This window comes from Pyxidicoccus sp. M15, assembly GCF_056858435.1.
The window spans coordinates 7,630,006-7,655,439 of record NZ_CM166495.1; the positions used below are offsets into that span (position 1 = coordinate 7,630,006).

Here is a 25,434-nt window from a genome sequence, read left to right on the forward strand (position 1 = left end):
TGGCCAGCGCGCTCGCGCCGCCGGACACCGCGTGGCGGCCCACCGGCAGCGGTGCGGCCGTCTCACCCAGCCGGTACACGGAGACGCCCGCGCCGTCCGCGACGAAGAGCAGGTCGTCCCGCACCAGCACGTCCCGCGCCGCCGTGGTGACGCCCAGCGTGGTCGTCACCACGGGCGCGTCCACCTGCGACACCTCCACCACCTTCACGCCCGCCGCGCCCGCGGCCAGGTAGACGCGGCTGCCGGCCTTGGCCAGCCGCCGCACGCCGCCCGACACCGGAACGGTGAGCGTCTTCACCTCGGTGATGGTGGGCAGCTCCGACAGGCGGGCGATGAGCAGCCCGCCCGAGGACGTGGCCCTCGACGCCTCGTACACGGTGCCGTCGGCGCCGACGATGGCGGTCTCGCCGCCCAGCGCCGCGTAGGCCACGCCCTGGTCCACCAGCACCTGCGCCACCGGCGGCGTGGGCAGCCGCGACACCGCGCCCGCGCCGTAGATGAACGAGCGGGTCAGCACGGAGGACTGGCCCGGCAGCGTCGTCGTGACGTCCACCAGCCCCGCCGCGTGCGGAGGCACGCGCACCACCGCCTGCTCCATGGACAGCACGCGCACGTCGAAGGACGGCGTGGTGTCGAAGCGCACGGCCAGCCCGGGCACGAAGCCCTTGCCGGTGACGAGGATGTCCTTGCCGCCCTGCTGGGGCGACTGGTTGGACGACAGCGAGAGCAGGCGCAGCGGCTCGCGGTAGAGGAAGCCGCCCAGCCGCGCGTCGCGCAGCCCCGACGGCGTGTCGATGACCTCCACCAGCGCCGGCCCCGCGGCGGCCCCCACGGAGGGAGGCACCGTCACGCGCAGCGTGTCGTCCGCCAGCCACTCCACCGCCGCCGCCTGGCCGCCCACCCGGACGGACGTGGCGGCGCGGAAGCCCGCGCCCGTGAGCAGCAGCGTGGTGTGCGCGTTGGACAGGCCGGACGCCGGCTCCAGGCGGGTGATGAAGGGCTTCAGCGCATCCGCGCCCGTGACGTGGAAGGTGGAGTGGACCGGAGCGGCGAGCGGCCGCGTGTCGAACGCCTTGATGCCCGTGGACAGGTCCACCCGCACCTCGTCGCCCGGACGGAACGGGACGGTCGGCTGGAAGACGAGCGTGGAGCCGCGCACGGCGAACACCACCTCGCGCGAGCCCTCCACCACGCGCCAGCCGGTGCCGTCATTGGCCTGCACCTCGAACGTCTGCGGCGTCACCGACTCCGGCGACACCGGCAGCGTGAGGCGCGCCTGGATGAGCGTGCCCGGCGGCGCCAGCCCACCCTGGGGCGGGTCCAGCTCCACGGCGAGCAGGTCCGTGGGCGGAATCTCGATGACCGTCGCATCACCCTCCGTGGCGGCCAGCAGCGCCCCGCCCGCGAAAGTCAGCCCCAGCACTGGCGAGCCCAGGTCCGTGGACTGGAGCACGCGCGGCGCGGACTCGTCGCTCAGGTCGAAGACGTAGAGCTTCGTGCCCACGCTGACGTACGCGCGGCCCCCGCGCACCGCCAGGCGGCTGCGCACGAGTTCCTCATAGGGCCGCGTTCCCGGCAGCACCGTCACGCGCCCCACCCGCGTGCCCGCGCGGGTGTACAGCGTGAGCGCCAGGCCGGAGCCCGAGCCGCCCACCACCTGCGACGTCAGCGTGTAGAAGCGGTCCGGGCCCAGGTCCAGCGCCAGCGCATCCGCGTCCAGCACGACGGACTCGGGAGGCGACAGCTGGGGCCCCGCCGCGTGGAAGCGCTGGATGGCGCCCGCGCTGCTCCCGGGGTCCGTCACGGACACGTAGGCGTCCGCGCCCTCCAGCCGCACGCCCGTCGCCCGGCCGTACGTCACCGCCCGGTCCGCGATGAAGGGGAACCCGGCGTCGGACACGTCGACGACGACCAGCCCCAGCTCATCCGTCGCCAGGTACGCCAGCGCGCCGGACACGTCCAGGCCGCGCACGGGCCGCTCGGTGCGGACTCCGCCCAGGCGGATGGGCCGCTCTTCAATCTTCACGTCGAACAGCTCCAACCCCTCGTAGCCGCTGTTGGAGACGCCCACGTACAGCGTGTCCCCGGACAGGCGCAGCTCCGACGCCACCCTCGGCGGGAAGCCCGGCAGGTCCAGCGTGGTGCCTACCGGCATGTCGTAGGAGAACAGGCCCACCCGCACCGGCTCCTCGCCGGGCCGCACCAGCTCCACCGGCGCCAGCGTGGCGTCATCCACCGCGGGCGTCGTGAAGCTCAGCGACGCCAGGTCCTGGATGTCCACGTCCACCGCGTCCCTGCCGCCGATGCGCACCTTCGTCCCCGGCGCCAGCGCCTGCCCCGAGACGGCCAGCTGCACGCGCGTCCCGCCCTCCACCGGCCCGTGGTCCGGAGACAGCGCTGCGCCCGCACCCTCCAGCGGGTCCAGGTACAGCACGGACGACGGCAGCACCGCCGTGGGCCCGCCCTGGTCCACCACCTCCAGGTCCGCGGGGCCGGCCTCGGCCATGGCGGGCGCGGTGACGCGCAGCTCCGTCTCGGAGATGACCTGGAAGCTGGCGGGCTGCCCGCCCACGCGCACCTGGGCCACGCCACCGAGGCGCTGCCCCGCCACCGTCAGCACCGTGCCTCCCGCGCGCGAGGCCGCGGAGGGCGCCACGGACACGAGCGCGGGCAGCCGGCTGCCCACCGCGCCCGTCCGGAAGCCGAGGCTCAGCGGCACCAGCAGCGCACCGCCGCGCTGGTCCGTCACCCGCGAGTCCACCTCCAGCCGGTACGCCTGGTTCGCCGCCAGCGCGGACTCCGGACGCACCACCAGCGTGGAGCCGGAGACCTCCAGGTCCACGTCCACGGCCTCGTCATCCGCGCCGAGCAGCCGGACGCTCGCGTCCGTGAAGCTGGAGGCGGCCAGCGGCCGGTTGAACCGGACCACCAGCTCCACGCCCTCGGGCGCCACCAGCGACTCCCGCGCGGGCGCGTAGCCCGTCACGTAGAGGAAGGGCACGGACAGCTCCGTCAAGCGGTCCCGGCTGGCCAGCAGGAGCCGGTCCTGCACCGCCGCCGAGTCCCACGCCGGCTCCGGGTTGCCGCCGCTCACCAGCTTCGGCGCGCGCGGCTCCGACACGTCCACCAGCACCACGCCACCGTCGGCCGCGGAGACGAAGAGCAGGTCTCCCAGCAGCCGCAGGCGCTGCGGGTGGCCCGGCTTGTTGGACAGCGTGCCGTCGAAGGGGATGCTGGCCGCGTCGAGCTTCCGGGGATGGGCCGGGTCGGCCACGTCCACGAAGATGAGGCCGTACTCGGCGGCCGCGACAATGGCCACGTCGCGCACCACCACCACGTCCGTGAGCGAGTACGGGAACGTGAGCGACGCTTCCACCAAGGCGCCCGGACGCGCGGAGCCGTACACGAGCAGGCTGCCCGAGGGCGGCTCGCCGGGAATGGCGCGAGCCTGCTCACCCGAAGCCGTCCCCGTGACGGACGTCTCCGGAGGCGGCGGCAGCTTCATCGGGTCATACGGCTCGGGCGGGCAGAAGTAGAGGCCCTCGTGCCGGCCCGTCACCACGAACGCGCGGCCCCGCGCCAGCGCCGCGCCGAACACGTCCTCCGCGAGCGGGAGCGCGCCGATGCGCACCGGGTCATTCGCGGTGCGCGTGTCGAAGAGCATCACCCCGCCGCCCGAGCCGTAGGCCGCGGGCGTCCCCGGGCAGCGGCCCTCCAGGCTCATCGTGAGCTCGGTGCCCAGCACCCAGGCGCCCGTCGGCGTGGGCAGCACGCGGGTGGCGTGCAGGCCATCCACGCCCCCGCCCAGCGAGGCCCGGCCGAGCAGCGGCAACCCCAGCGTGTCCGTCGCGTCCAGCACCGCGAGGCCGCTCAGGCCGTTGGCCACGTACAGCCGGCCGTCCCTCGCCGCCACGTCCAGCGAGTCGGGCATGATTTCGATGTCCGGCAGCGGCTCGTCGCGCAGGTAGCCCATCCGCAGCGCGAAGTAGCGGTCCACCAGCGCGTCCGGCGCGTCGACGACCTGCGCGCCCGAGGTGCGCGGCCGGCCCGCCAGCGTCGCGTCGTACACCACGGCGCGGAACGACTCGGGGATGACGCCCTGGCCGGTGATGGCGCCCAGGTACGGCTGGTCGAAGCGGTTGCCGTTGCCACCGGCGCCCGCCGCGGCGAACACCTGCAGCGGCTGCTCCGGGTTGACGAACAGCGCGCGCGGACGCACCGACACGGCGCGCTCCTCACCGGAGAACGGCAGGCCGTAGCCCACGGGGCTCGGCGCGGTGACGCGGGAGATGCCGTCGGGAGACACCACCGACACCTCGGCCGCGCCGAACGAGCCCGGCGGCGCCACCGCCGTCAGCTCGTTGAAGGACACCACGTGCACACCGGACGCGGGCAGGCCGCGCACCAGCACCCGGGTGGAGCCCAGCGCATCCGCCCACCACGGAAGGAAGCCCTCGCCGGTGACGCGCACGGTGCTGCCGCCCCGGGGGTTGAGGAAGCGCGGCGTGGCCGAGTGCGCGAAGAGCGGCGCCACGTACAGGTAGCCGCCCGGCCGGCGCACGGAGAGTCCCGACGGCTGCACCACCTCCACGTCCGCCAGCCCCACCGCGCCCGGAGGAATCTCCACCGTGAGGCGCGTCGAGGACGCGGCCAGCACGTCCGCCTCGGCCCCGCCGATGCGCACGCTCGCGCCCGGCTCGAAGGACGCGCCCAGCACCTCCACCACGTTGCCACCCGCGATGGAGCCCACGCGCGGCACCACCTGCGACAGCACCGGCCGCACTCCGACGCCGACCGCCGCCTGGAAGTCCAGCGTGTAGGGCGCGATGAGCGCGTGGCCGTCCGGCGTCTTCAGCGCCTGGGAGACGGAGACGCGCAGCGCGGCGCCCGAAGGCAGCGGCTCCGCGAGCCGGAAGACGATGGTGCTGCGCAGGTCGCCCTCGCCCCCCGCCTCCAGCGTGCCGGCGACGGGCAGGCCGTCCGCCGTGAAGGCGAAGGCCTCCGGCGCCGTGGCCGGATTGAACGCCGCCGAGAAGAAGACGGTGACGGAATCCAAATCTCGCGGGACGACCTCGCCCGAGGCCACGCTGGCGCCCGTGACGGACAGCTCCGCCGCGGGGCCCAGCTCCAGCGACCAGCCGCGCGGTCCACGGTCCCTCAGGCTCAGCAGCCGCCCACCGCCCACCGCCACCGTGCGGGCGTCGCCGCCCTGCATGCCGATGACGTGGTGGAGCAGCCGCGGCGCCAGCGCGTCGCTCAGGTCCACCACCGCGACGCCCGCGGCCCCGGCGGCCACGTAGGCCACGTCTCCCGAGAGCCGCACGTCCGAGGCGAAGCCCTTCACGTCCACCGAGGCGAGGCGCCGCGGCGGAAGCTGCGACACGTCCACCAGCACCAGGCCCTCGGCTCCCGCCGCCACCACGGCCAGCTCCCGCCGCAGGCGCACGCGCTGCACGGCGATGTCCGGAAGCACGCCCAGCAACGCGGGCGCGCCTTCCACGGACCACAGCTGGAGACTGCCCGTCGCCACGCGGTCATCCGCGCCGCGAGGCCCGACGCCCAGCGCCGCCTGCCCCTCCCAGACGCCCACCGCCTGCACCCCGGGGAGCACCTCCTGGGTGTGCACGGGGAAGACCTCCACGGAGGTGTCGAAGGCCCGCAGGCCGCTGGCCGCCGCCGCCGCCAGCAGCCGGTCTCCGCGCGCGTCCACGCCGAAGACACCGTGCGCGCCCGAGGGCGTCACGGCCAGCAGCCGGGGCTGGTCCGGCCTGTCCACGTCCACCCGGGCCACCGCGCCCTCGATGGGGGCTCCATTGGAGCCGCGCCGGGAGATGAGGCCCACGTACATCAGGTCTCCCCCCGAGGGCGGATGGCTGATGGAGGTGGCCTCGCCCGGCAGGTCCAGGTGCGCCACGCGGCGGTCATCCACGCGGTCGCCGTTCTCGTCCACCAGGTCGCCCCGGCGGTCCGGGGCAATCGGCTCGCCCACGTGCGGCCCGAAGCGGTGCAGGCCGGAGATGTCCACCACCTCCAGCCCCGAGTCGCCCACCACGTAGGCCAGGTCGCCCACCACCACCACGTCGCGCAGCGCCGCGCCCAGCGCCACCGACGCGCCGGCCGGCTGGTCGAAGGTGAAGGCCCGCGCCAGCGTGGCCGTGGTGCCGTCCGGGTTGGTGACGGTGACGTCCACCGGGCCGCGCAGCCCGTTGGGCGTGTACGCCTGGATGAGGCCCGTGCCCAGCACGCGGACCTGGACCGCATCCGCGTTGCCGAAGCGCACGCGCACCGCCCCGTCCGGCGCGAAGCCCCTGCCGGAGATGAGCACCCGCGTGCCCCCCGACGTGGGGCCGCGCGGCGGCGACACCGCGGTGAGCTGGAGCGGGTCCACGTACAGATAGGCGCCGATGGCGTCCACGCGGCTGCCACCACGCCCGATGATGCTGACGGTGGCGGGGCCGGCGATGCTCGGCGGCGTCTCCACCACGGCGCTCATGCCGCCCGGAGCCACGGACTTCACCGTGGCCGGCGCGCCGTTGATGCGCACCTCCATCGTCGAGCTGAAGCCGTTGCCCTCCAGCGTCACGTCCACCCGTCCCGCCGCGGGGCCCTGGCGCGGCGTGACTCGCGTGAAGCCCACCGGCACCGCCGTCACGTCGGACGCGGTGGTGAACTCCGCGAGGAAGGCGCCCGGCATGGGCGCGCCGTCCACCTGCGCGTGGAGGCCCTCGATGCGCAGCTGGTACGTCCTGCTCCGCTCCAGCGGCTGCGCGGGCGTCAGCGTCACCGTGGTGCCCTGGACCTCCAGCGTGGCCGGGACGGGCGCGCCCTGGGCGGTGCCGTCCACCTGGAACAGCCGCACCGTGGTGGCGCTCACGTCCGACACCGGCCGGCTCAGGAAGGCCTGGAGGGACGTGCCCACCGGGAACGCCTCCGCGCCATCCTCCGGCACGCTTCCCGTCACCACCGGGAAGGGCAGCCCCACCACCGCGAGCGCATCCAGCGCCGGGGGCGCGCCCGGCGACGGCGCCACCGTCGTCTTCACGGTGGCCACCACCACGTCACCCTCCACCGCCACGTCGGACAGCTTCGCCGCGGGGTACAGATCCACCGCGTCCACGGAGACGGGCCGCGAAGGGTCCGACGCGACGAGCACCTGCACCAGCGCCGAGCCGCCGGAGCCCGCCAGCGCGCCCACCTGGGGCCCGAGCGCGCCACCCGCGAAGCGCATGCCGCCCACCAGCGGCGTCACCGGGGCCACCTCGCGCGGCCGGGTGACGGGCACCAGCGACAGCGTGCGCAGGGCCTGCTCCGCCACGGTCAGCCCGCGGCGTGAGAAGAGCGCCACGTCGCCCGCGGCCGTGGCCAGCTCGCCCACCACCGGCATGGCCGGCAGCGACAGGTCCGCCACCAGCAGCCGGCGCTCGGAGCCGAGCTCGGCCAGCAGCACCGCGTAGCGGCCGGACACCTGCACGTCCAGGATGGACGGCTCCTGCTGCGTGCCGTTGAAGCGGAAGCGCGTCACCGCACCCAGCAGCACCGGCCGGTCCGGCTCCACCAGCGAGTAGAGCGCCACGCCCCCCGGCCCCGCCGCCATCAGCGCCAGGTCTCCCGCGAGGGCCAGGCCACTCGCCTTCCCCACGCCGGGCACCGCCGTCACCAGCACGGGCGCCGTCGGCGTGGCCGCGTCGATGACGAGCAGCGACGGGCCGCCCTCCCCCACCACGTCCACGAAGGGCAGGTCCTCGGCGTTGGCGGCCACGTAGGCCCGCGTCCCCCGCACCGCGAGGGCCGCCGGCTCGTACGGCGGGGGCAGCGACACGCCGCCCGTCAGGAACGCGCCCGCTGCGTCGCTCACGTCCACCAGTGACAGCGCGCCGTGCACGCTGTCCTGGAGCAGCTCCACCGGCTCCTTCGCGGATATGTCCACCTGCGCGGGCGACAGCACCCAGGCCTTCTTGCCGGACAGCGTCACCTTCAGCGGCGCCAGCCTGGGCATCCGGTGCGCGGGGCGGATGGGGCCGTCCTGCTCCGGGTCGTACCGCCCCAGCACCGTGGACACCGTCAGGTCCGTGTAGAGGTACGCCCCCGCCGCCACCACGCGCCGCCCGTCCGGGTTGCGCACCGCCACGTCCGCGGGACCGAAGGGCCCCGGCGGCACCCGGGCCGTCAGCCGGCCCGGAGACAGCACCCGCACCTGGGTCGCGGGCTGGCCGCCCACCGTCACCGTGGCGCCGCGCTGGAAGCCCCCGCCGGACAGCTCCACCGTGTTGCCGCCCTCCAGCCTTCCCGTGGAGGGCACCACGAACTGGAGCTCCAGGACCTTGAGGTAGATGAAGCCGCCGTAGAGGGCGCCCTCGAGCCCGTCCGGGTTGACCACGGTGACGGTGGCCGCGCCCTCGAGCTGCGGCGGCGTGCGGGCCGTGAGGCTGCTGCCGTCACCGGCCACCACCACCTCGGTGGCCTCGGCGCCGGAGAAGTACACCCGGGCGCCCTGGCTGAAGCCGGCGCCGAACACGGTGACGGCCGTGCCGCCGTCCAGCGGCCCCGACGCGGGCTGCACCTCGGCCACGGCCGGCGGCGTGTGCGCGGCCGCGCGCGTGCTGAAGCGCGAGCGGAACGTCTCGCCCAGCGTCAGCCCCGTGGAGGTGGCCAGCTCCGGGCCCACCGCGAGGAAGTAGTCCATGCCCACGGCCAGCGGGCGCTGGGGCACGACGCGCAGCAGGCGTCCTTCGACTGCCACGGTGACGGGCACCTGCGGCCCCAGCAGCGCGTCCGCCGCGCGCAGCACCACCGTGCCCGGCCCGATGCTGGCGGCCGACGGCGCGGTGGACAGCTCCACCTGGAGGGCGAGCTCCGGCGCGGCCACGGGTACCTGCCGCTCCCCGTCCGCGGGCTGCACGGACGTCACCACCAGCCGCTGGAGCGCGAAGTGGGCCAAATGCCCGCCCAGCGTCGCCACCGCGCCGCCGGCCGCGTGGGCCACGTGGGAGCCGGCCGGCAGGTTGGCGCGCACCAGCGTGCGGGCCCCGCCCTCCGGCTTGACGATGGACACCGACAGCATGCCCTTCACCGGCTGCGCGTCCTGGTCCGTGAGCTGCGTGGCGCCCAGCACCAGGTTGCCGGAGGCGCTCACCGCCCCCAGCCCCGTGGCCAGCAAGTCCTTGCGGCCGGGAGTGTGCGGCAGCAGCGACAGGAGCCGGGGCTGCGCGGGCTGCGTCAGGTCCACCACCGCGAGCTGCGCGCTGGCGCCGTCGCACGCCACGAAGGCGCGGCTGCCCACGGCGGACACCGCGCGCGCCCCGCCGGGCACCGCCACGAAGCCCTTCTCCTTCAGCCGCGGGTGCTTCAGGTCCAGCACGCGCAGGCCCGCGGGGCCCGCGGCCACCAGCAGCAAGTCACCGGAGATGAAGACGTCCCGGGCCTCGCCCACCACCGGCAGCGTGAGGATGCGCTGGGGCGCCGCCGGGTCGCCGATGTCCACCACCGCCACGCCCGCGGCGCCGTTGGCCACGAAGGCCACCCTGTCGCGCGCCGCCACGCCGCCCACGTCGTTGCCGGGCAGGTCCACGCTGCCGCGCAGCACGCGCGGCTCCACGTCCACCACCGACAGCAGGGGCGGCACGAAGACCCCGTTGCCCTTGAGCCGGTGCGGCGTCGTCACCAGCGCGCGCGTCCCGGAGAAGGCGACGGCCACGGGCTCCGAGTCCAGCGGCACCACGCCCAGGCCCAGCAGCGGATTGTCCCCCAGCGACGCCTGCGCGAAGGCCAGCGCGCCACCGCCCTGCTCCAGGCTCCCGCCCACGGCCAGGCGGCCGTCGGCGCGCGCCGCCACCGGCCCCAGGCGCGCCGCGCCGGAGATGGGCTGCAGGGTGGCCGAGGGCCGCAGGCCCAGCTCCACCTTCACCCCCTGCGAGCGCGCCCGGTTGTCGGAGGCGTCCGTGGCCTCGGCGTGGACGGTGACGAGCTCGCCCGCGCGGCCGCTCGGCGCCAGCCACGACAGCGAGTACAGCGGCCGGTTCGCGGGCCCCGGGTGGCTGACGGTGGTGCTGCCCAGCAGCAGGCCGTCCACCCAGAACTCGGTGGACTTCACGCCGGAGTTGTCCACGGCGGCGGCCGACAGCGTGACGAGCTCCCCCTCGGTGACGAGGTCTCGCTCGGGCGGGTCCACCAGCTCCACCTCGGGAGGCACGGTGTCGCGCACGGTGCCCACCTGCACCGGCGCGGAGACTGTCTCCTGGCCCGCGGTGTCCACGGCCACCGCCGTGAGCTCGAACAGGCGGTTGCCGCTGCCCACGGGCGCGACGAAGGTGCCCACGTACACGGCCGGCGCGCCGGGAATGCCGGCGGGCACCAGGGCCGTGTCCACGCGCTTGCCGTCCACCAGGAACGCCACCCGGACGATGCCGCCATCGGGGTCCGTGGCCTCGGCCTGGATGCGCATCGGCTGTCCGTCGAAGACGTTGGTGCCGGGCACCGGCTTCTTGATGGCCACCACCGGCGGCTGGTCCTTCACCACCCGCACCTGCACCGGCGCCGACCAGTCCTCCTGCCCCGCGACGTCCACCGCCTTCGCCCGCGCGGTGACGGTGGTGTCCACCCACGCCGCGGGCACCTCGAAGTCGAAGTCGTACGGCAGCACGAAGCGGCGCATCACCTCGGGCGGCGTCTCGCCCGTGCCCAGGTGCAGCGACACCTGGGCCACGCCGACGCCGTCCTCCGCCGTCACCTTGAAGCGGCGCTTCAGCCCGGCCACCACCTGCGCGGGGGCCTGGAGCGACACCACGGGAGGCGCGTCCTCCACCGCCCGCACGGAGACCTGCCGCTGGAACTTCAGGCCGGAGGTGTCCGTCGCCTCGGCGATGAAGGTGAGCGTCGTGCCCCGGGCGCTCTTCGGCACCCGGTAGCTGAACCGGTAGGGCGCCACCGGCATGGTGGCGAGGGGCTCGGTGCTGCCCGCGAGGCGGTACACCACGCTGGCCACGCCCACGTTGTCGTCCGCGCGCGCCTCCACCTCCAGCCGCATGCCCTCGACGACTTCGGAGTTGTTCGCTGGCGACAGGAAGGCCACGTCCGGCGGCTTCGTGTCCGCCACCACCGGCAGCGTCACCACCGGGGCCACGGCCTCCTTGCCCAGCGAGTCCCGCGCGCGGGTGCGCACGGTGAGCGTGCGCCCGGCGGAGCCGTACGGCAGCGGCACGCGGAAGGTGAAGGGGCGCGTGGTGCCCGTGTACCGCAGCGTCCCGCTCGCGCCTCCCTCGACGAGCACCTCCACCCAGGAGATGGCCACGTCGTCCTGCGCGGCCACGACGAGGCCGAAGTCGCGGCCCTCCGTCAGCGTGTCGCCCTGGCGCGGCTGAGCGAGCGCCACGGTGGGCGCCTGATCCGCCACCACCGGCAGCAGCACCACCTGGCTGTTGACGCGATGCCCGAACGAGTCCACCGCCGACGCCTGGAGCTCGAGCGTCCCGCTCCCTTGCGGCACCGGCACCTGGAAGGCGAAGGGCGGCATGCGCAGCACCAGCGGCTGCGGCGCGTCGTTCACCATCAGCTCCACGGCCTGCAGGGCCACGTCGTCCTCGGCCGCCACCGTCACCGTAACGGGGCTGCCCTCCACCACGGCCCTGCCGTTGGGCGGGGAGATGATGGCCACCGCGGGCTCGCGGTCTCGCACCACGTCGATGGGCTGGAGGTAGAGCGTGCTCCACCGGCCGCTCACGTCCCGGGCGCGCGTGGCCACGAAGTACGGCGCGCTGTCCGCCATGCCCAGCTGGGCCAGCGGCGGCATGACCACCTCGTAGCGCACCGGCGGCGCGTACACGTCGAAGTCGGAGCCCGGCACCGCGTTCTCCGCGGGGAAGCCGCCCGCGACGTGCACCACCTGGAGCGCCTCCAGGCTGGGGCCCGCGAGCACCTCCACCCGGTCCACGAAGACGTTGTCGTGCGCCACCACCTCCACCAGCACGGGCGTCTTCTCCACCACGTCCCGGCCCAGCGTCGGCCGCACCACCTCGGCCACCGGCGCGGTGGTGTCCCGCACCACCACCACCACGCGCTCGTACGAGGACTGGTGGCCCTCGATGTCCGTGGCCACCGCCCGCAGCTGGAGCGTGGTCTGCGTGCGCTCCGGCTCCAACGCCACGAAGCCGGGCGGCAGGCGCACCAGGCCGCCATACGTCTTCAGTCGCGTCACGTCGCGGAAGGGCTCCTTCAGCTCACGCGCGGCCTCGCGCACCGCCGGGTCCACCGCCACGGGCAGGTCGTCCTCCCCGAGCGCGTCTCCCAGCGTGGGGATGCCCTGCGCGGCCTTCTCGGACACGGACAGCGCGGGCTGGCCGTTGATGAACAGCTCCACCCGCTCCACGGCGGTGTCGTCACCGGCGATGGCCTGGAAGTAGAGCTGGATGCTGCCCTCGGCCAGCGTGGCGTTGGCGGCGGTGGGCACGGAGATGGCCAGCTCGGGCGCCTGCGGGCGGCGGCCCTCGACGACGAGCCGGGCGCGCCCCTGCCGCCCGGACGTGTCGGTGACGGTGAGGAGCAGCACGGAGGGCTCGCCGTCGCGGCTCACCGGCGGACGGAAGGTGAGCTGGCGGGCGGCGGTGGCCGGCGCGGGCGACAACACCTGGCTGAAGATGACCTCGCCCCGGAAGGTGGCCTCGATGGAGACCACGCCCACGTCATCCCTCGCCTCGAACTGGAGCGAGGCGTCCGTCCCCTGGAGCAGGCGCACGAAGCCGCTCGCCAGCTCCGGGCCGGTGATGTCCTCCACGCTGGAGCGCAGCGAGAGCAGCGCCAGCGACGGCGCCTCGTCCAGGCGCACGTCTACGTAGACGGGCTGGGACACGGAGGCATTGCCCGCCCTGTCGCGAGCCACCACCGACAGCGCCACGGGCGCGCCGCTGGTGGGACGCCGCAGCACCACGGTGCGGCGCACCTCGGCGCCCGGCCGCGTCAGCGTTTCAGAGGCGATGCCGTCCACGAGCAGCTCGGCGGACTCCACCTCCACGTCGTCCTGGAAGGACAGCGTCACCGCCGTCGGCGCGCCCTCGACGGTGGCGCTCCCGTTGGCGGGCGACGTCACCGCCGCGACGGGGGACGTCGTGTCCGGACGCACGCCCACCGGCAGCGTCGCGACGGCGCCCACGCCCGCGCCATCCCACACCAGCGCGCTCAGCACCGCCGCGCGCGGCGACCAGCCCATGGGAGGACGCAGGTGCGTCGCCACCTGGCTCACGCGCCCCGGCACCGGGGCCTGGGCCGCCAGCGGGCTCACCGCGAGCCACTCGCCGCCCGCCACCGCCCGCACCTGCACGCCGGAGCTGTCGTAGACGAGCCCCGTGCGAGTGACGGCCAGCGGCTCGCTGGCGCCGGAAGCGGACAGCAACTCCACGTCGATGGCGTCCACCGCCAGCGCGGAGGCCGGGAAGGACAGGTCCGCCGAATAGGACGGAGCCTCCAGGACCAGCTCGCGCCGCCCGCCCGGGTTTTGGGCCAGGAAGTCCTCCACGGCCGCGGACTGCTCCTGGCCGGGGTGCACGCGGTAGCGCCACGTCACGCGCGCCCGCGCGCCCAGGCCGGACGGCGAGGCGCCCACCTTCAGCACGGCGCGGCCGGACGAGCCGCCCTGCCCCGCCGGGCCGTGCGGCAGGACGCGCACCAGGCCCGCGTCCACGGAGAGCTGGAAGGACTGCTCCGCCCCGAAGCTCCACGTCACGGACGGCGTCGCGCCGCCCGCGGTGGCGCCGGTGGCCGGCACCTCGAAGGCCCCCGCGACGCCGGGGGCCAGCCGCGCTCCGGTGGTGGACAGCACCGCCAGCGCCGACGCCACCGAGACGTCGTCCCGCAGCTCCACCTTCACCTCTTCGCGCCGCTCCTCCGTCAGCTCGGCGCCGGCCGTGGGCGCGAGCAGGGCCACGGTGGGCGCGGCATCGGGCCGCAGTGTGCGGGTGAGGCTCGCCTCGGACGCCTTGCCCGTGGCGTCCACCGCGCGCGCGGTGAAGGTGAGCATCCGCGACGTCTCGCCCGCGGCCAGCACGGGCAGGAGCACGGAGACCTCCGCGCCGACGGAGGGGGCGGGCTCGACGTCCGGCAGCACCAGCGCCACGCCGTCCAGGCTGGCGGACACCGTGCGCACCACGCCGTCGTCGCTGGCCGACACGCGGAGCTTCACCGGGGTGCCGGACACGCAGGTGGTGTCGTCCGGGCCGCCGGACAGGAGCAGCGTCAGCCGGGGCGGGCCGCTGTCCACGTACTCCTTCACGCGGAAGCGCACCTCGTGCGTGTCGGTGACGTTGCCCGCCGGGTCATACGCGCGCGCCAGCAGCGTGTGCTCACCGGGCGCCACGCCCTCCAGGCGCACGGTGCCCGCGAAGGTGCCCACGTACTCGCGGCTGGTGAGGATGGAGCCGGGCCCCAGCGGGTCCGGGGTGCGGACCTCCTCGAAGCGCTCCTCGGCCACGCCCAGCGGCTCCTTGCCGCCCGGGGTGAGGGCCGTGCCGTCCACCAGCACCGCCACGCGCGAGACGCGCACATCGTCCCGCACCTCCACGCGCACGCCCAGCGAGCCGCCCTCCGGGATTTCCAGCAGTCCCTCGCGCGGCGACAGCGGCGACGTCAGCAGCGCGGAGGGAGGCTGGGTGTCGCGCCGCATGCCGAGCGACACCGTGCGGGTGGTGTCCTGTCCCGCGGTGTCGCGCACGGTGATGCCCACCGTGTCCGGCTGCCCCTTGGAGATGATGGGCGCCGTGACGACGAGGACCTGCGGCGCGGCCACATCCTTCATCGGCCCCGACAGCGGCAGCGCGCCGGCCTGGACTCCGCCGGACTGGCCCACCCAGCCGATGACGCCCTCGTCGTCGCCCATGGCCACCGACAGCTGGACGTCCTCGCCCTCGCGGTACGGACTGCCCGGCGGCGGCGCCAGCAGCGTCACGGTGGGAGGCAGGTCCTTCACCACCTGCAACTCCTGGGTGCGCTCCGCCGTCAGCCCGGAGCGGTCCGCCGCCACCGCGCGCAGCTGCAACCGCGTGCCCTCGGCGGAGGCCGGCACGGGGAGCTGGAAGCGGAACACGCGGTAGAGCCCCTCCAGCACGCCGCCCGTCAGCCGGTCCACGCGCGTGGCGCCCACGTACAGCTCCGCCCAGGCCACCTCCACGTCATCCGAGGCCACCACCTCCACCAGCACGGTGCGGCCCGCGAACACGCGCGCGCCCTCGGCCGGAGCGCGGAAGCCGACGAGCGGCGCCTTCTGGTCCGCGGACAACCGCAGCGGCAGCGTGGCCTCGGTCGTCCTGTCCCCGCTGTCGGTGGCCACCGCCCTCAGCACCGCGTCGCGCGGCGCGCCGGAGAGGGGCACCTCGAAGCGGTACGGCGGCAGCGTGCGGGTGCCCACGGCGGTGCCGTCCAGGAACAGGGCGACGGCCTTGATGGCCACGTCGTCCCGCGCGTCGACGACGACCTCCGCGGAGGCCCCCAGCGTGGCCACCGTGCCCGCCAGGGGCCGGAGGAAGGCCACGGTGGGCGCCTCGTCGGCCACCGCGTGCACCAGCACCTCGGGCGAGAAGCCCACGTTGTCGGAGGAGTCGTAGGCGCGCGCGCGGAGGCGGTGGTCCGCGTGCCCCTGCAGCAGGGCCGCCGGAATCACGGCGTGGGTGACGAAGGAGCCCGGCACGCCCGCGTTGGGCGCCGGGGTGGAGTCCGTGTGGAGCACCTCCCCGTCCAGGAGCAGCTCCACCCGCTTCACCTCCACGTCGTCCAGGCCCGCCACGCTGACGAGCAGGTCCTGCGTGCGCACGATTCGCGCGCTCTCCGCGGGAGAGACGATGGCCAGCGAGGGCGGCGTGACGTCCGGCGTGGCGAACACCGTGGCACGGGCCTTCGTCTCCTGCCCGGAGGAGTCGCGCGCCACGGCCTCCACGGTGAACGTCTGGCCCGCGGCGGAGGCGGGCACGCCGAAGGTGGTGAGGTACGGAGGCACGCTGGACAGGCCCACCGGCGCGCCGTTGACGAACCACGTCACCTGCACGGGCCGGCCCGAGTCGTCCTGCGTGGCCGCGGTGAGCACCATGCGGGAGCCGGCGATGAGGCTGCTCTGGTTGATGGGCGAGTGGATGGAGACCTGCGGCGGCTGGTCCGCGCGCACCACCGCCTGGAAGACGGCGCGGCGCTCGTTGCCACCCACGTCGAGCGCCTGCACCTCCACCTTCAGCTGCCGGCCCAGGCTGGAGGCGGGCGGAGTCCAGCTGAAGGAGAAGTCCTGCGAGCCCGACGGCGTCCCGGCCAGGCCCCCCTTCGTCAGCCGCGTGCTGGCCACGACGGCGCCGTCCACCAGCAGCCGCACGTCCACGCCGAAGGCCAGCGCGTCGTCCCCCACCGAGCCCGCGACGCCCAGCGGCACGCCCACGGTGGCGTCCGCCATGGGGCCCACCGGCTGGCGCAGGGTGATGAGCGGCGCGGAGTCCGCGACGATGCGGACCGGCAGCGCCTCCACCGGAACTTCGGCCCCGGAGCCGTCCACGGCCGTGGCCCGGATGATGGCGGAGGTGCCCGCCGCCGTCCTCGACGGCACGTAGGTGACTTCCCACAGCGGGACGAGGACGGGCACGGGGCCCTTGTCCGTCTCCCGCATCCGCACCTCCACGCGGGGGGCGCTCGCCACGCCCAGCGCCGCGTCATCCACGGTGAAGCGGACGACCTGGAAGTCGCTGGCGCTCAGGGTGCCGCCGCGCCAGTCGCCGCTCGTCACCCGCAGCGTCCGGGGCAGCCCGGCGACGAGGAGCTCACCGGCCAGCGGCGCCTCGTACACCACCGAGCGCGAGCTGGGCGCTCGCGCGCCCGTCACCTGCACCCGCGCCTCGGCGGACTGCGCCTGCTGGCCGGCGGTGTCCACCACGCGCGCCGACAGCACCAGGGGGCTGCCGCCATACGGAGGCGCCTTCACCTGGAGCACGTAGGGCGGCGACGTGTCCGAGACGGTGGGGACGCCGTTGACCAGGAAGTCCACCCGCGCCACGCCCACGTCGTCCGTGGCCACGGCCTTCACCTCGAGGCTGCCACCGGCCACCACCGTCGCGGGCGCGGTGAGCCGCACCTCGGGCGGCGCGTCCAGGGCCTCCACCATGACGGACACCGGCGGCTGGCCCGGGTACGTGGCGACGACGCGCGCCGGGCCGGGCCGCAGCGACGTCACCTTGCCGTCCGGAGACACCCTCAGCGTGCTCGGGTCCTCCACGCTCCACTTCGTCCCGACGGCCGCGGGCGTCAGGTCCACCCGCCGGCCGGAGGTGAGCAGGCCCTCCAGCCGCAGCGCCACCGAGCCCTCCACGTGGGGGATGGACGGCGCGACGGGGAGGATGACGAGCTCTTGCAGCTGCGCGGTGGAGTCCACCACCACCGACACCGTGGCCGTGTAGCCCGCGTACCGCGCCGTCACCTGGGCCTCGCCGTTGGCGCGAGCCACCACGTGCCCTTCCCGCGTCACCACCGCCACCGACTCGTCGGAGGACTCGTACGTGGCGCCATTCGCGCCGCCGCTGACGTCCACCTCTCCGGCGATGGCGAAGTCGGCGAACACCTTGAGCGGCTCGCGCTGGCCGAAGCCCTCCGACAGCAGCAGCGGCGAGGGCCCGGCGCGCAGCGCCAGCACCGGGTCGAACGCGGTGGAGTCGGTGAACTCCACCTCGGACGTGTGCACCACCCGGTCGTACGGGTCCACCAGCGCCACGTCCACCACCACCACGCCGTCCACGGGGATGCGCTCCGCGGTGACGGGCACGGAGAACGTCACCTGGCCGGGCGTGGTCAGCCGGGGCCGCGCCACCTTGCGGCGGGCCGTGGCGAAGGAGTGGGCCTCGGCCTCCTCCAGGTCCCCCTTCAGCGTGCGCAAGAGCTCCGCCGAGGCACCCAGCAACGTCAGCTCCACGCGCGCGAGGGTGCCCTGGTACGCCACGTCCACCAGCAGCTCGCCGGAGCCCGGCGAGGCCCGGACCTTCACCGCATTCGCCCCGAAGCCGGGCGGAGGCGCGTTTCCGTCGAGCACCACCTGCACCGGCGTCACCTGCGCGCCCTCGGCCGCCACGGGCTCGGCGGTGATTTCCAGCCGCCCGTCCGCCGGCAGCTCGGCCGTCAGCGGCACCAGGATGTGGAAGGGAACGGCACCGGCCATGTCCCGCGACACGACGGCCCGGGCAAGGTCGACGAATGCGCCCGCCGTGGCGGAGGTGCCCTTGACGCTCACCACCACCTGGGCGGCGGAGCCCTCCACCTCGAAGCCGAGCTCCACGGTCCGCGCCCCGGCCTGGAGCGGGCGGAGGGGATACACGGACACGACGGACGGCGCGGCCTGCCCCATGGCCAGAGCGGGCACGACACAGACGAGAACCGCGCACAGGACGCCCAGCGCCCCCAGGCGCGGCGCGCGACGTGGCTGCATGTGACTTCCCCCTCTGCCCCGCGCGTCAGGGACGCGCTGATACCTCGACGTGCACATCCGCGGCGCCCCTCAGGCGCGTCCGCAACGCATCGAAAACCCGGCGCTGGCGCGACGGCGCTAGCCGCCCCTCGACTTCCGCGCGCACCTCCTCGAACGGAGGAATGCGCTCCCCCCGCCGCTCCAGGAGCTGGAGCACGGCGAACCCCTCCGCCGTCTCCACCACCGCGGACACCTGCCCGGTGGTGCGCAGCGCGAAGGCCGCCTCCTCCAGCCGCGCGTCCTTCAGCTCGCCCCGGGCGAACATCCCCATGTCCCCCGCCCGGGCCCGCTCGGGCCCGTCTCCGGCGGACTGCACGCGCGCCAGGGGCTCCCCGGCCCGCAGGCGCCGCGCGAACTCCTCCGCCCGGGCCCGCGCTCGCGAGCGCTCCGCCGCGCTGCCGCCTCCAGTGGACGCCAGCACGCGCGCCAGGTGGACGCGCTCCGGCTGGCGCAGCTCGGACCGGTGCGCGTCGTACCAGGCGCGCAGCTCCTGCTCCGTCGCGGGCCCCGCGCCGCGCTCCTCCTCCGCCAGCAGCGCCTGGACGAGGAGCCGCTCCTCCAGCTCCCGCACCTGCCGGGCGATGTCCTGCTGCTCCGCGAGCCCGCGACGCCGCGCCTCCTCCACCAGCAGCCGCTTGTCCACCAGCGAGCGGGCGAACTCCTCCTGCCCCACCGGACTCTCGAACTGCTCGCGCAGCGCCGGAGGCAGCCTCCGCGACTCACGCACCAATTCCTCGCGGGTGATGGCGCCGCCCTTGTACCGGGCGACCACGTCTCCCGACGCCGCGCCGGCGTCCGCCACGGAGCCACGGGCGTCCCCGGACTGGCGCCCCTCGCAGCCCATCAGCGCGAGCGTCACGACGAGCCAGCGGCTGTACCCGATGTATGACAAACGACGCTCCGTCGACGTGGTGGCGCACCTGGTGTGCTGGCTATCGTCCGCGATCTGTCACGAGGAATTCAACTGGTCTGCAATGTGCCGCCAATTGTGAATCCACGCGTCATTTGCTACTGAAATCGCGTGTCCCACTGGCACTGCAGCACGGGGTTTGTCCCTACCTGCCCCACATAAGTCAGGAATCACACCCATGAGTCTCTTCAGACCCATAGTCACAGTCGCGGTGTTGCTCGTCTGTGCTTGCAAGGGTTCGGGAGGTTCGGAGGCGTCCGGGGGCAAGGCGGACCCGGTGGTGGCGAAGGTGGGAGACGGCGTCATCACCGCGAGCGGGTTCCAGGCGCGGCTGGAGGAGCAGCCCCCGGTGCTGCGCTCCCGCTACACCTCGCTGGCGTCGAAGAAGGAGTTCCTCGACAACCTCGTTCGCTTCGAGCTGCTGGTGCAGGAGGCGCGCAGGCAGGGGTTGGAGCAGGACCCCGAGGTGAAGGCGACGCTGGAGAAGCTCATCGTGCAGCGGCTGATGCAGAAGCACGCGGCGACGGCCGCGGCCACGCCGCTCGCGGAGGAGGAGCTGCGCAAGTACTACCAGGAGCACCTGGGCGAATTCGTGCGGCCGGAGAAGGTCCGGGTGAGCCAGGTGTTCCTCGCCTCGACGAGCAACGACGCGAAGCGCGCGGCGGTGAAGGCGGAGGCGGACAAGCTCCTGGGCGAGGTGAAGCGCCAGGAGGCGGGGCCGGTGAAGGTGGCCTTCGCGGAGCTGGCGCGCACGCGCTCGGACGACGCGGCGTCGAAGGAGGCCGCGGGCGACCTGGGCTACCAGACGCGCGAGGAGCTGGCGGCGAAGTGGGGGCAGGCGGTGGCGGATGCGGCCTTCGGGCTGAACGCCCTGGGCGAGCTGGGCCAGGTGGCCTCGGAGCGGGGCCTGCACCTGCTGAAGCTCACCGGACGCCAGCCGGGACTGGAGCAGTCATTCGACACCGTCAGGCCGCGCATCGAGAGCCGGCTGCAGATGGAGAAGCGCTCGCGCCTCATGGACGACCTCGTCACCTCGCTGCGGAGCAGGACGAAGGTGGAGGTCGACGAGAAGGTGCTCGGTGAGATTGCCGTCACCGCGGACGGGGCCGGCTCGGCCCACCCGGCGACGCCCTGAGCTACGGGCCCCCGCGCCCGTCCGCTCGCTAGGTCGAGGGCTGGGCGCCTTGGAGGCCCGGCGCTTCCGGGGCACGCGGCGTCTCGACGGGTGAGATGCAGTGCACGAGGAGCACGCGCAGGACGGTGTCGAGGGCGAACGACAGCCGCATGCCCTCCACCGTGGTGACGAAGCCCTCCTCGTCGCGCTCCATGCGCGCCAGGACCTGCCCCAGCGGCACCGCGCTCCCCAGCAGGAGCGCGAGGTTCTCCAAATGGGTTTCGAGGTGCATGCGCACCTCCCCAGGGAGTCGCTGGAGCTGACGCTCCGCACGCCGGGAGAAGAAGAGCCTGGGCATGTAGGCATGCTAGGCACTGAACAAGGGCCCCGCCGGAACGCGCGGCCGGTCGTCTGCTGGGCGGCTGGGCAGCCAGCGACGTTCCGAGCTGGATGCCCGCTACCGGTACCAGCGGAGCCGCGCCACGGCGCCTCCGCCGTTCTCGTAGTACTCCACGACGACGCGATGCATGCCGGAGCGCAGGTAGCGCCACGTCACGTACGTGGTGGGCGGCTGGTCCCTCCACGCGTTGATGATGCGGCTGCCGTCCAGGTACACCCGGATGCCGTCATCCGCCTCGGCGGCGAAGAAGTAGCCGCCGGAGAACAGGTAGAAGCGGCCGGACCAGCGCACGGAGAACCCGTCTGCCCCCACCCACGGCGGCGACGGGCTGCCCAGTCCCCAGTTGTGGGAGAGCGGCGCGGACTCGCACCGCACCACCGCCGGCACGCCGGACAGCCCCATGTTGTTGAAGTACTCCGCCCGGTACATGCCGTCGGGGCACTCGTCCTGGGACTCGGGCCCGAAGAGGGCCGTGTAGCGGGCATCGGTGCTCCCGACGACGACCTCGCGCTGCTGCGGCCCTCCGTCCGCCCACGCCTGGAAGTACGCGCCGCCCTGGGGCGAGGGCGCATAGAGGGTATGCGTGGAGCCGACGATGGCCGTGCGCACCCGGGGCGACGGGCCCGACGTCCCATCGAACACCACCTCCAGCCCGGGAGGTGACGTCTCCAGCGTGAGCTGCACCGTGCGGGGGTGAATCGCCACGGTGCTCGAGCCCGTCAGCCCCGTCGAGTCCGTCGCGGTGAGCGTGAGCTGGAAGAAGACCTCGTCCCCGTGGTCCGGGACGGTGAACGTACCGCTCGGGCCGGTGCTCGTGGCGTAGGGATGCGCGTGGCACGTCCCGCCGGAGCAATGCTGGAGCGTGAGCGTCCAGCGCAACCTGTCACCGGGGATGGGGCCGTCCTCCGCGTCGCTCGCGCCGCCGGAGTACGCCACCACGTCGCCCACGCTGAACCGGTACGTCGGTGATGGCGCGGTGATGGAGACGACAGGAGCCCGGTGCCCGGCCGCGATGCGCACGGTGGCGGCGTGGCTGCCGCCGCGCCCGTCGCTCACGCTCAGGCGGGCCGTGTAGATGCCGCGCGTGGCGTAGGTGTGCTCGGGGTGGGCGAGGCTGGACACGGCGCCATCCCCGAAGTCCCACGAGTACTGGAGCGCGTCTCCATCCGGGTCCTGGGTGCCCGCGCTGGAGAACCGCACGAGCAGCGGCAGGTCGCCGGAGGTGGGCGTGGCCGAGGCCACCGCGGTGGGAGGCGTGTTGCCCGCCGTGTAGCGGATGCGGCGCAGCTCACCCGCGAGGATGTCGACGTAGAAGAGGTTGGAGTCCGGCCCGACGTCGAGCGCGACGATTCCGCCCACGTCGGTCGCGAACGTCGTGACGCTGCCGGGGACGAGGTTGTCATTCGCGTCCACGCGCAGGGCCCGAATCCAGCGCTGGGCGTAGTCGGCGAAGAAGTAGGCGCCGCGCCACGCTTCCGGATACGCCGCGCCCGTGTAGAAGGCCCCGCCCGTGGCCGTCTGGCCGACCCCGTGGTCCCAGACATACAGCGGACGCTTCACGGCGGACGGGCCCCGGGCGTAGAGCGCCTGGCAGGGGGGCCTGGGCTCATAGCCGGGCTGGCGGAAGTCCCCCTCGTAGCAGGGCCAGCCGAGGTTGGCCCCGGCGCTCGCGACGTTGATTTCCTCGTAGGTCCCCCAGCCGACGTCGCCCAGGTACGGCACGCCCGTGTCGGGGCGCAGATTGAAGCGATAGGGGTTGCGCAGCCCGTAGGCCCAGACCTTCGAGCGGTTGGCATTGGCATCGCCATTCCAGAACGGATTCGACGGCACGCCCTGCCCCTGGCGGTTGATGTGCAGCACCTTGCCCGCGAGCGAGTCCAGGCTCTGGGCTCGCAAGGCATCCTCATCCACCGTGTCGAAGCGGGCCCCGTCCCCCAGCGTCACGAAGAGCGTGCCATCCGGCGCGAAGCGGACGTTGCCCACGCTGTGGGAGGCGCTGTCGGAGGGGATGCAGTCGGTGCCCGGGGGAAAGTCATTGCAGGAGGTGCCCACGGTGGTGCCCAGCAGGATGTACTCGCTGGACGGCGAGGCCGTGTCCCCCGCCGCCGTGTACCGGGCGAGGCGCGCGGTCTTCCGGCCGCTGTCGTCCGTGGCGTCATCGTCGTAGGTGTAGAGCAGATAGACGAAGCCATTGGTGGCGAAGGCGGGGTCCACCGCGAGCCCGAGGAGGCCCCGGTCATGGTGGGAATTCACGCGTGCCTGGAGGTCGATGAAGGGCGTGGGCTGGAGCACCCCGTTCTTGAAGAGCCGGACGACGCCGGCCTTCTCCGCGATGAGGAGGCGTCCGTCCGGGAGCGCGGCGAACGTGGTTGGAAATTGGAGGCCCGAGGCCACCACCTCCATCGCGAAGCCCGCGGGTGGTTGCGCGTGCGCGAGCAGGCTCCAGGAAAGACAGACGAAGAGACAGATGGCGCTTGCGCGCGTCCAGCGACCCGGGACTTTCATGCACACTCCGCGAAGGGAGCCGGGAAGCTGGGGTCTGGACCGCGCCTGACCAGCGGCACTCTGGCCGTGGGTCTTTGTCACCACCCGCGGCAAGGTGTCAGCCGCTCAGGCCGTGCGCCACCGCACCGCCAGCACCGACAGGGCCACCAGCGCGCTGCCCGCGCCCACCACGGCCATCACGGGACGGCGCAGTCCCGTCCCGAGTGCCTCCAGCGCGCCGCCCACGAGCTCGCGGCTGGCCTTGCGCACGAGGCCGTCACGCCGAAGGGCCTCCCGCCAGCGGTGCCCCTGGACCTCGAGCGCCCCGCTCGCGCCTCGCACGGTCGCCGCGGCGGCGCGCTCGGCGAGCGTCTCCAGGGAGGAGACCAGCGCGGCTCCCGTGTCCGCGGGGCGCTTCGCCACCTCCTCGCGAATGCCCTCGGCCACTCCGCGCACCAGTCCACGGCCCGCGCGCTCGAGCAGGCCCACGAGCGCATCGGAGTCCTCTCGCAGCTTCGACCCGAGGCCGTCGGCGACGCCTCTGCCAATCTTGGAGGCAATCTCCGCCCCGGCGGGAGCGAACCTCCGCGCGTCCTCGACGAGTCCCGGCGCGGCCGCATGAAGCTCTTCTGTAACCGCCTTCACCATGCCCCGGGCCATGACCTGCGCGCGCTCTCCCGGGGTGCGAATCTCCTCGGTGCGGTGCCGGGCATAGGACGCCACGCCATCCAGGAGGCGGTTGATGCGCTCCGCGAAGGCATGGAAGGGCAGGCCGCCGTCCTGCCATTCCCGCTCCAGCGCCTCCAGGGCGCCCTGCGTGGCGGCGCTGGCCATGGCATGGGCCACCCCGCCCGGCTCCACGTGCTCGTGCTGGGCGGCGTCATGCACCAGGCGGCCGACCACCGTCAGCACGTCCTGAAGGAGGCCGCGAAGCTGACCATCGAGCTCCGGCATCTCCTTGCGCAGCCCATCCGCCGCGCCGCTCACCGCGCCGACCACGGCCTCGCGCGCGGCCAGCCGTTCGAGCCCCAGGGCCAGGTTGCGAAGGGCCTCCACCGGGCTCGCTCGCGATTCCTTGCCCATCAGCGTTCCATCCTTCCCGCCAGCACGACGGCCGCGGCTGTAGAGAGCCCGTGAAGGAAGAGTGAGGACGGACCGGGGTCGGGGCAACCAGTCCGCACCACGGCAGACCGGCCTGGCGACGAGGGCGCGGGGTGGCATGCAGTCGTCCGCCGGCCTTCCCGGTCCAAGCGTTCGCCGGTTACTGCGCCGCATGCCCGCGCCGCGGAGGGGCTCCTGGTTCATCTGGTAGCCGGCCCTCGTACAGCAAGGATGCAGGAGTCGTAGTGAGGCGCCGCAATTGACGCGTGACAGGCAGGGCTCGTGCGCGTCAACCTGGGCACCACATGAAAGGACGTCGTCCTTGGATTTCCGACCGTGTAGCGCGCTTCTGCTCCTGCTTTCCGCGTGCGCTTCGACGGAGCCGAAGCCACTGGAGCAGATCGCCATTCCATGGGTTGCGCCCCTCGCCGCGCCAAAGCCCATCGCGTTTCCGGTGCCCGTCGGCCTGACGCCTCCTGCAACCATCATGGTGGATCCTGCCGCGCAGCCACAGGAAGAGCCGGGAGCGTCCCCCTCACCGGAAAAGTCCGGCTCAAACCGGGCCCCGCCGGTTCCGGCAACCTCGGTTCCCCGCCCTGAGTGCATTCCTGAAGTCGTTCCGCACCTGGGCGGAGATCCCCTGCACAATCAGTGTGCAGACAAGGTCCCATTGAACGGCCTCAGTGGCTTTGACGTGCTCGTCAACGGCAAGCGCTTCGACGCGATGCAAATCCCCGCAGGCGTGCTGTGGGAGGTCAAGACCGACAACTTCGACACGTAAACAGCGGCCCTCCGGAAGATTGTGATCGCAAAACAGGTGACGGAGCTGCAGCGCGAACGCGACCTCGCAAATGCCTGCGGGTGTCGGTTCGCCGTGGGCGTACGCAGCGCAACGCATCGGGCTGTGCTGCGAGACTCGGACCCATCCCTCACGATTGTCGTCATGGACTGGTGCTGAA

The 25,434-nt window shown here is 74.0% G+C and carries 6 protein-coding genes and 1 pseudogene (1 of these 7 only partly in view); 2 read left to right on the forward strand and 5 right to left on the reverse strand.

The genetic code is table 11. The features are described from left to right. Both ACX9TP_RS28200 and ACX9TP_RS28205 read right to left on the reverse strand, forming a co-directional pair. Positions 1-18,427, reverse strand: partial view of an Ig-like domain-containing protein gene (locus tag ACX9TP_RS28200; RefSeq protein ID WP_482973726.1) — the 5' portion only. The gene continues 13,601 nt to the left of window position 1, outside the view; 18,427 of the gene's 32,028 nt are visible here — the first part of the coding sequence; the start codon lies at positions 18,425-18,427; the stop codon falls past the left edge of the window. 25 nt (positions 18,428-18,452) lie between these two features. Further along, complete coding sequence (locus tag ACX9TP_RS28205) at positions 18,453-19,358, reverse strand: peptidylprolyl isomerase (protein WP_482973727.1); 906 nt, start codon at positions 19,356-19,358, stop codon at positions 18,453-18,455. A gap of 196 nt (positions 19,359-19,554) precedes the next feature. Here ACX9TP_RS28205 and ACX9TP_RS28210 point away from each other — a divergent pair, with 196 nt between their 5' ends. Next, positions 19,555-20,511 carry a peptidylprolyl isomerase gene (locus ACX9TP_RS28210; RefSeq protein WP_482973728.1) on the forward strand — a complete coding sequence of 319 codons (957 nt, stop codon included), beginning with the start codon at positions 19,555-19,557 and terminating at the stop codon, positions 20,509-20,511. A 28-nt stretch (positions 20,512-20,539) separates the two neighbouring features. On the opposite strand, the gene ACX9TP_RS28215 is transcribed toward ACX9TP_RS28210, so the two are convergent. The 3 genes from ACX9TP_RS28215 to ACX9TP_RS28225 all read right to left on the reverse strand — a co-directional run bounded on the left by ACX9TP_RS28215 (position 20,540) and on the right by ACX9TP_RS28225 (position 24,457). Beyond that, complete coding sequence (locus ACX9TP_RS28215; protein ID WP_482973729.1) at positions 20,540-20,782, reverse strand: hypothetical protein; 243 nt, start codon at positions 20,780-20,782, stop codon at positions 20,540-20,542. A 165-nt stretch (positions 20,783-20,947) separates the two neighbouring features. After that, on the reverse strand, positions 20,948-23,395 hold the full coding sequence (locus ACX9TP_RS28220; protein ID WP_482973730.1) for a PQQ-dependent sugar dehydrogenase: 2,448 nt from the start codon (positions 23,393-23,395) through the stop codon (positions 20,948-20,950). Positions 23,396-23,500: 105 nt separating this feature from the next. Continuing rightward, positions 23,501-24,457 (reverse strand): hypothetical protein, encoded by a 957-nt coding sequence (locus ACX9TP_RS28225; RefSeq protein WP_482973731.1) that lies wholly within the window; start codon positions 24,455-24,457, stop codon positions 23,501-23,503. Between the two features lie 505 nt (positions 24,458-24,962). Here ACX9TP_RS28225 and ACX9TP_RS28230 point away from each other — a divergent pair. After that, a pseudogene (locus tag ACX9TP_RS28230) lies at positions 24,963-25,433 on the forward strand (DUF6310 domain-containing protein). Position 25,434: the final 1 nt, after the last annotated feature.

Coding starts and splice junctions, on each gene's coding strand:
- ACX9TP_RS28210 (WP_482973728.1), top strand. CDS start 19,555: ATGAGTCTCTTCAGACCCATAGTCACAGTCGCGGTGTTGCTCGTCTGT.
- ACX9TP_RS28215 (WP_482973729.1), bottom strand. CDS start 20,782: ATGCACCTCGAAACCCATTTGGAGAACCTCGCGCTCCTGCTGGGGAGC.
- ACX9TP_RS28220 (WP_482973730.1), bottom strand. CDS start 23,395: ATGAAAGTCCCGGGTCGCTGGACGCGCGCAAGCGCCATCTGTCTCTTC.
- ACX9TP_RS28225 (WP_482973731.1), bottom strand. CDS start 24,457: ATGGGCAAGGAATCGCGAGCGAGCCCGGTGGAGGCCCTTCGCAACCTG.